Source organism: Orenia sp. (genome assembly GCF_055140805.1).
On sequence record NZ_JBSQYM010000153.1, the window covers coordinates 1 to 7,085 of the forward strand.

5 protein-coding genes are annotated in these 7,085 nt (G+C 31.4%); all 5 read right to left on the bottom strand.

Translation table 11 applies throughout. The features are described from left to right. Window positions 1-85: 85 nt before the first annotated feature. The 5 genes from ACTCDL_RS12955 to ACTCDL_RS12975 all read right to left on the bottom strand — a co-directional run bounded on the left by ACTCDL_RS12955 (window position 86) and on the right by ACTCDL_RS12975 (window position 6,845). Window positions 86-550, bottom strand: coding sequence for a chemotaxis protein CheW (locus ACTCDL_RS12955; RefSeq protein WP_463177432.1), 465 nt, complete (start codon window positions 548-550; stop codon window positions 86-88). Between the two features lie 22 nt (window positions 551-572). Next, window positions 573-2,468, bottom strand: a complete 1,896-nt coding sequence (gene pulA, locus ACTCDL_RS12960) for a type I pullulanase (protein ID WP_463177435.1) — start codon at window positions 2,466-2,468, stop codon at window positions 573-575. A gap of 720 nt (window positions 2,469-3,188) precedes the next feature. Then, on the bottom strand, window positions 3,189-3,350 hold the full coding sequence (locus ACTCDL_RS12965) for a hypothetical protein (protein ID WP_463177438.1): 162 nt from the start codon (window positions 3,348-3,350) through the stop codon (window positions 3,189-3,191). A 257-nt stretch (window positions 3,351-3,607) separates the two neighbouring features. After that, window positions 3,608-5,275 (bottom strand): alpha-glucan family phosphorylase, encoded by a 1,668-nt coding sequence (gene glgP / locus ACTCDL_RS12970; protein ID WP_463177442.1) that lies wholly within the window; start codon window positions 5,273-5,275, stop codon window positions 3,608-3,610. A 526-nt stretch (window positions 5,276-5,801) separates the two neighbouring features. Beyond that, window positions 5,802-6,845, bottom strand: a complete 1,044-nt coding sequence (locus ACTCDL_RS12975) for a DNA polymerase IV (RefSeq protein WP_463177446.1) — start codon at window positions 6,843-6,845, stop codon at window positions 5,802-5,804. Window positions 6,846-7,085 lie beyond the last annotated feature (240 nt).

Below are 7,085 nucleotides of genomic sequence, written 5' to 3' on the forward strand. Positions count from 1 at the left end.
ATGTGTATAAGAGACAGTCCATATGGAGGTTTTTTAGCTGTCTCAGAATAGTTTTTAAAAACTATTCTGAGACAGCCCCTTTTTATTATTGATGTGTTTCTGATATTTGCTCTATCTTAACCTGCTCTTCAGTGGTCAATAATTTATCAAGATTTAATAGAATAATCAAACGTTCTTCTAGCTTAGCAATCCCTTCTAGGTATTCAGTCTTAATTCCTGCTATACCTTGCTTAGGAGCAGCAATCTGTTCTTCTTCAATTCTAATCACCTCAGAAGCATCATCTACTATAAATCCAACATCTATATCATTAATTTTAACAACTAAAATCCTATCCTCACCCTGATTAGAAAGGGGAAAGTCCAATCTCTTTCTTAAGTCAATAATAGTTATAATATCACCTCTAAGATTAGTAATTCCTTCAATAAAACCTGCTGCTTGAGGTAATTTAGTAACTGGCTGTGGTTTAAGAATCTCTTGCACCTTAGTAATCTCTATTCCAAACTCTTCAGAAGCTAACTTAAAGACAATAAATTGATTTATAGTTCCCATACTTAACTCCCCCTCTTGTACCTTATTTATACAATATCATGGTACTAATTTTAGGTACTATTACTCTCTGATTATCAATAACCTCTAATACTTCAACCCCAGCCTTATCTTCCTTAACAACTATATTCCATGTCTCCCCTTCAGGCAGTAGTACCTCTTTACTTTCATGATTTGGATTAAAAATAACCACTATCTGCTTCCAACTATCATCATTAGCATTGTCTTTTAGCTGATAAATAATTATACCATCATCAGCTTTTAAAAATTCCAATTTCTCTCTAATCTCTTCAGCATCTGTCATTCTAAAAGCAGGATGTCTTCTTCTCAATTCAATTAAGCCCTGATAGTAAGCAAAGGCTTGAAAATTTTCAGCCTTCCTTTCCCACTCAATCTGATTGATATCATCAGAAGCGTTATAACTATTAGCTACTCCATACTTTGTCCTTAAAAGCTCAACTCCACCATGTAAGAAGGGAATACCTTGAGAAGTTAATACTATAGCATTACATAGATTATTCATTCTAACCTTATTTGCTCTACTATCTACAGGGTTGCTCTTCTCAATTTTATCCCATAGTGGCAAATCATCATGTGCTGATACATAGTTGACTACTTCATTTGGGTTAGTGGCAAAAGAATTTATAGCAGCAATAATCCCCTCTTTAACATGATTTATATTACTAATCTTTCCAGTTGCATATCCTCTATCCTCTCCTCTGGTACTTCCCTTAACTGCATCTCTTAAATTATCATTGAAGACTCCAATTCCTAAACCTCTCTGTTCTCCTTTACGCATTTGAGCTTCGCCAGGTAATGGAGAATAATCAGCCATCCAAGGTTCTCCATAAATTAGAATATTAGAATCAATCTCTCTAAGAGTCTTCTTTAGCAATTTCATCGTATCTTTATCATGTAAAGCCATCAAATCAAATCTAAATCCATCAATATGGTACTCTTCAGCCCAATACTTAACCGATTCTACAATAAATTTACGTACCATAGGGATCTCTGAGGCAACTTCATTACCACAACCTGAACCATTTGAGAATTCTCCATTATCTTTAAAACGATAATAGTACTCAGGAGCTAGTTTTCCAAAGCTTGAAGTAAGAGTAGTATATGTATGATTATAAACAACATCCATCACAACCCTAATTCCATTTTTATGTAAAGCCAGGACCATCTCTTTAAATTCTTTGATTCTAGCTAAAGGGTCTGTAGAATCAGTCGAATATGAACCTTCTGGCACATTATAGTTCATTGGATCATAGCCCCAATTATACTCTTCATCCTTACTCTCATCTACACTTCCATAATCAAATACAGGTAACAAGTGAATATGAGTAATCCCTAACTCCTTTAGATGGTCAATCCCAGTCTTAATATCTGTGCCTACTAATCTGCTTCCCTCTTCAGTAAATGCTAAATACTTTCCTTTATATTTCATTCCAGAATTTTCAGAAATAGAAAAATCCCTTACATGCATTTCATAAAGAACTGCATCCTCAATATTTTCCAAAATCGGTCTTTTATCTTCTCCCCACCCAGTTGGATTTGTATCTTCTAAATCAACTATTGCTCCTTTAACTCCATTTTGGGAAACTGCCCTAGCATAAGGGTCAACTGCATACTTGATTTCCTCATCACGTTCAACTTTATATCGATAAAATTTATTCTTATGATTGCCAGAAATATTTACTATCCAGACACCATTCTCTCTTTTTTCCATTGGATATGTTTTATCAATCTCTTTTTCATCAAACCTTTCTCCATACAGTACTAAACTTACTTTGTCAGAATTAGGTGACCAGACAGCAAACCTTGTTTGCTCAGAACTATATTGAACACCTAACTGTTCATCGCTATATTCTAAATACACTCTTTCAGCAGGAGAAAATCTATCCAAGTAGTTACTCACTTTACCACCTCTATTTTAGATAATTATATATATTAATTTAACAAATTTAATAAATTATTAAGAATAAGCGACTATTAACTTATACTTAAAATTAGACATCATTATAAAAAACTCCTTTATAATTCACTTAAAACTTAAATTTTAACATTATGATAAGATTTAGCTCTTCCAAGACTTTTGTGAAAAATCAGATTGATAACTAATAATAAAATATAAGAAATCGGTTATCAGGAATCTGGAATCAGTATAATTCACAGCTTTCTGACTCCTGATTCCAGATTCCTAAGGTTATATTTTGAGCTATAACTATTATTAATCACAAAACTTGTTATTGAACCAAAATTAAAATATTGTTCTCTTGACAAGTAAATAATTACCATATCATAACTTAGTATTACCCTGATATCCTGTTATATTTAGAATATATTGAAATTCATTAATTAATATTCAATATATTAATGTTTTTTTATATAATCAAATGTTATTAATCTCACTTTAGAATCTATAATTTAAAGTAATCTTAAATAAACTATATCTTTTACTAATTAAAATTAATCGATGCTATAACAATATTCTTATGTATAATCTATATATATATTCTTAAATTAAAATTATAAAATCTATTAAACACTAACTACTAGAGGATATAATCTTATAAGATTATAATAAATAAGAGTCAGCTTGTATACAAGCTGACTCTTATTTATTATAAAAATAAACTCAAACTACAAATGGAAGATTTAAAGCTAAAAAGATAGAATTTATCAAACCCCTAGAGTTTGATTCACCTTTTCTTTTCAAATCTCCACTACAATTTGAACAATGTTCTACAATAGTATAATTCACACTACCACAATCTTGACACTTTACTTTACTTCTCATGATTTTCGACCTCCTTATAGTCTTATAGTCTTATAGTAGAAAACCACATATAATATTATATGTCTTCTATATATTAATTATAACATAATAGTCACGTTTTCACAAAGTGCTTAATACTGAAAAATTATATAATATTGGGGAATAACAATTTCAATATTTTGCCATATGATTACCAGAAAAACACCTATCCTGAGCTAACTCAAAATAGGCATCCTTCTATTATTATAGTATAAAATTAGATTGTAATATTAATACTATTAGTTATTCTCTGGAGCATAAACTAATCTATAGTAATCATTTAACATTCTATCAGCAGAGAATTTAACATAAGTATCTTTATGACTTTCTTTCATCATTCCTACCCACTTTTCTTTGTCAGCATAAGTAGGTAATACTTGATTTAATAATACATCATAAAGATTATTTACATCATATTCATCTAATTGGGCAATCTTTTCATCATAAGAACCTTCAAAGTCTTCAGCAGTCTTAGCTTCTACACCATCTGGAGAGATAGCCCAACCATTTACACCGTGATTACAAGCTTCTGGCCACCATCCATCAAGGATACTTAAGTTTAATACTCCATTCATAGCAGCTTTCATACCAGAAGTACCACTTGCTTCTTTAGGTCTACGTGGGTTATTTAACCAAATGTCACAACCTCTAGTCAATGCAGCACCAATAGTCATATCGTAATCTTGTAAGAATACTACACTATTAGAGTACTTTTCTGCCATTTCAATAAGTGTGGCAACAATTTCTCTACCCTTATTATCTAATGGATGTGCTTTACCAGCATATACAATTTGAACTTCACCAGATTTCAAGTACTCTTCAATAACTTCTGGCTTACTAAAGATAAAGTCACTTCTCTTATAAGGAGCAGCACGACGAGCAAATCCAATTAATAATTTATTTGCATCTAACTTAACTCCATTTCTTTCTTCAATTAACTCTAATAAGTCTTGTTTAGCTGCTTGGTGAGCATTCCAAATCTTATCAGTATCTCCATCTTCAAATGCAGAAACTACTCTTTCATCTGTCCATGTACCTCTATGAACACCATTAGTAATACCTACGATTGGAGCAGCACCATCTACATGACTCCACATTTCATTAGCAGTTTGTTCATGTAAGCTAGCAACAGAGTTAGCATTTCTAGATAATCTTAGTCCTGCTGCAGTCATACTAAATGGAGCATCACCAATAGCTACCATTTGCTCTGTATTTAAGTGTAAGTAAGCACCCATATACTTTAATAATTTATGTGGATGTACTTCGTTTCCAGCAGCAACTGGAGTATGTGTAGTAAATACTACATTCTTTCTAACTTCTCTTAATGCATCATCAAACCACATACCTTCTTCCATCTTCTCTCTTAATAACTCAATTCCCGCAAATACAGGATGACTATCGTTGAAGTGGTAAACATCAGGCTCAATACCTAAAGCTCTAAGAGCTCTTACTCCACCAATACTTAATACCATCTCTTGAGCAATTCTGTGCTCATTAAATCCACCATAAAGTCTATCTGTAATCCACTCATCACCAGCATAGTTTTCTGGTAAATCAGTATCCAATAGATATAAATCAGCATTATTAAAGCAATCTACTTTCCATACTTTACACCAAACATCTCTATCTCTAATTTCTACCTTTACTTTTACACCAGTATCTTGTAAGAAATCATACTTTTCTGTTTCAACTGGATAAGCTTTGTAAGGTCTTCCATTTTTAATAATTTGTTCATTATAACCTTGCTTCCACAACATACCAATTCCTATTAAGTCACGATTTTGATCATAAGCAGCTTTCATGTGGTCTCCTGCTAAGATCCCTAATCCCCCAGAGTAAATTTTAAAGTCACTATTAATTCCATACTCCATACAAAAATATGCTACCTTTGGTTCTTGATTAGCCATAATTCTCCCCCTCATATAAAATTATCTTTTTTAATATATAACATGCTTCCTTAAAAGAAGCGGTGTTTACATTATTTCCAAAAAGACAGTTCTGTAAACACTATAATAATAATTCACTATAATTAGATAGATACTTTTTCAAAAAACACTATCAAATATTCCAATTATTCTGAAAAATCAATTATTGCAAATCTTTTAGCCACTATTAGAATATAAACTGATTATGAAGTTACTATAATACAAAAAGACCCCCAATTAACATATAATAAAATGTTAACCGGGGATCTCACAAAATGTAACCTTGCCCTCAAATTTTTAATAAGTCTATGGTAATGGACACAATTAATTTTTAGTTTACAAGACTTCATAATCTCTAATTTTGTTATGTAAGAAAAACAGGTGTTCCTCTTAACAATCTCTATTATATCATAATCTTGAAAAATGTCAAATAAAAAATTAATCTGTTCTAAAAACAGTGACAAATCTCTAATCTTTTTATCATTAATATCCTAATAAGCAAACAAAGTTATAATAATTTTAATTGTTCAACTCTATCTTCTAGTATATTCGACAAAGTTATACCAATTAACCTTATCTTCTTATTTAAGTCAACCTCTTCAAGCAATATTTCTGCCAATCGATAAATCTCTTTCTGTCTCCAAATATATCTTTCAAGGGTTCTACTTCGTGATAATTCTTCAAAATTTTCATATTTGATTTTCAAAGTAATAGTCTTTCCTTTAATCTTCTTATTGCTTGCTCTAATAGCTACCTCTTCACTCAAATTTTTCAGATAATCTCTTAGTAACACTTTATCCTTGGTATCATATCTAAAAGTAGTCTCTTTACCTAAAGATTTTGGCAAACCAGGTGGGGAAACCTTCCTATAATCCTCACCACAAGCTAGCTGATACAATTGATAGCCTTTCTTACCAAATTCTCTTATCAGTAAACTTCTCTCTTCTTGAGCTATATCAGAAATTTTATAAAAGCCAAGCTCCTTTAATCTCTGCTCAGTCTTAGGACCAACTCCCCATAGCTTATTCACATCCAAAGGAAAGATAATTTCTTTTGCCTCAAAAGGAGAGATTATTTTAAAGCCATTTGGTTTATTAAAGTCAGAAGCTAACTTTGCCAAATATTTATTATAACTAACTCCAATTGAAGCAGTTAATTTAAGTTCTCTTTCTATCTCTCTTTTAATCTCTTTGGCAATTCTAATACTATTTTTATTATTTCCCTCTACATCAAGATAAGCCTCATCTAAAGCAAGAGGCTCTACCAAATCTGTATATCTATAAAAAATATCTCTAATTTGATTAGAAACCTCTTTATATTTCAAGTGGTTACCCTGCAAATAAATGCCATGGGGACATAATTGTCGTGCCTTAACAATAGGCATCGCCGAATGAACCCCATACTTTCTTGCTTCATAAGATGCTGTACTGACAACACCTCGCTTGCTTTTACCTCCTATAATAACAGCCTTACCTTTCAACTTGGGATTGTCCCTCTGCTCTACAGAGGCATAAAAAGCATCCATATCGACATGTATAATATTTAACTCCATAGTTAACACTCCAATTTTAATTGGCAATATACAATTTAAAATTAGTTATGATTCTTAAAAATATTGATAATATACTATATTTACTGCTAAATATTATTGATAAAATTAATATTTAAACTCTATTCATTATAGATCTCCAAATCTAAAATGAAATAAATCAAAACCTTTCATACCTCACTCTAACTCTCTCCTACCTTAGGAGAGAGGACTAAAGCATCTTTTATTCCCCTCTCCTGATAT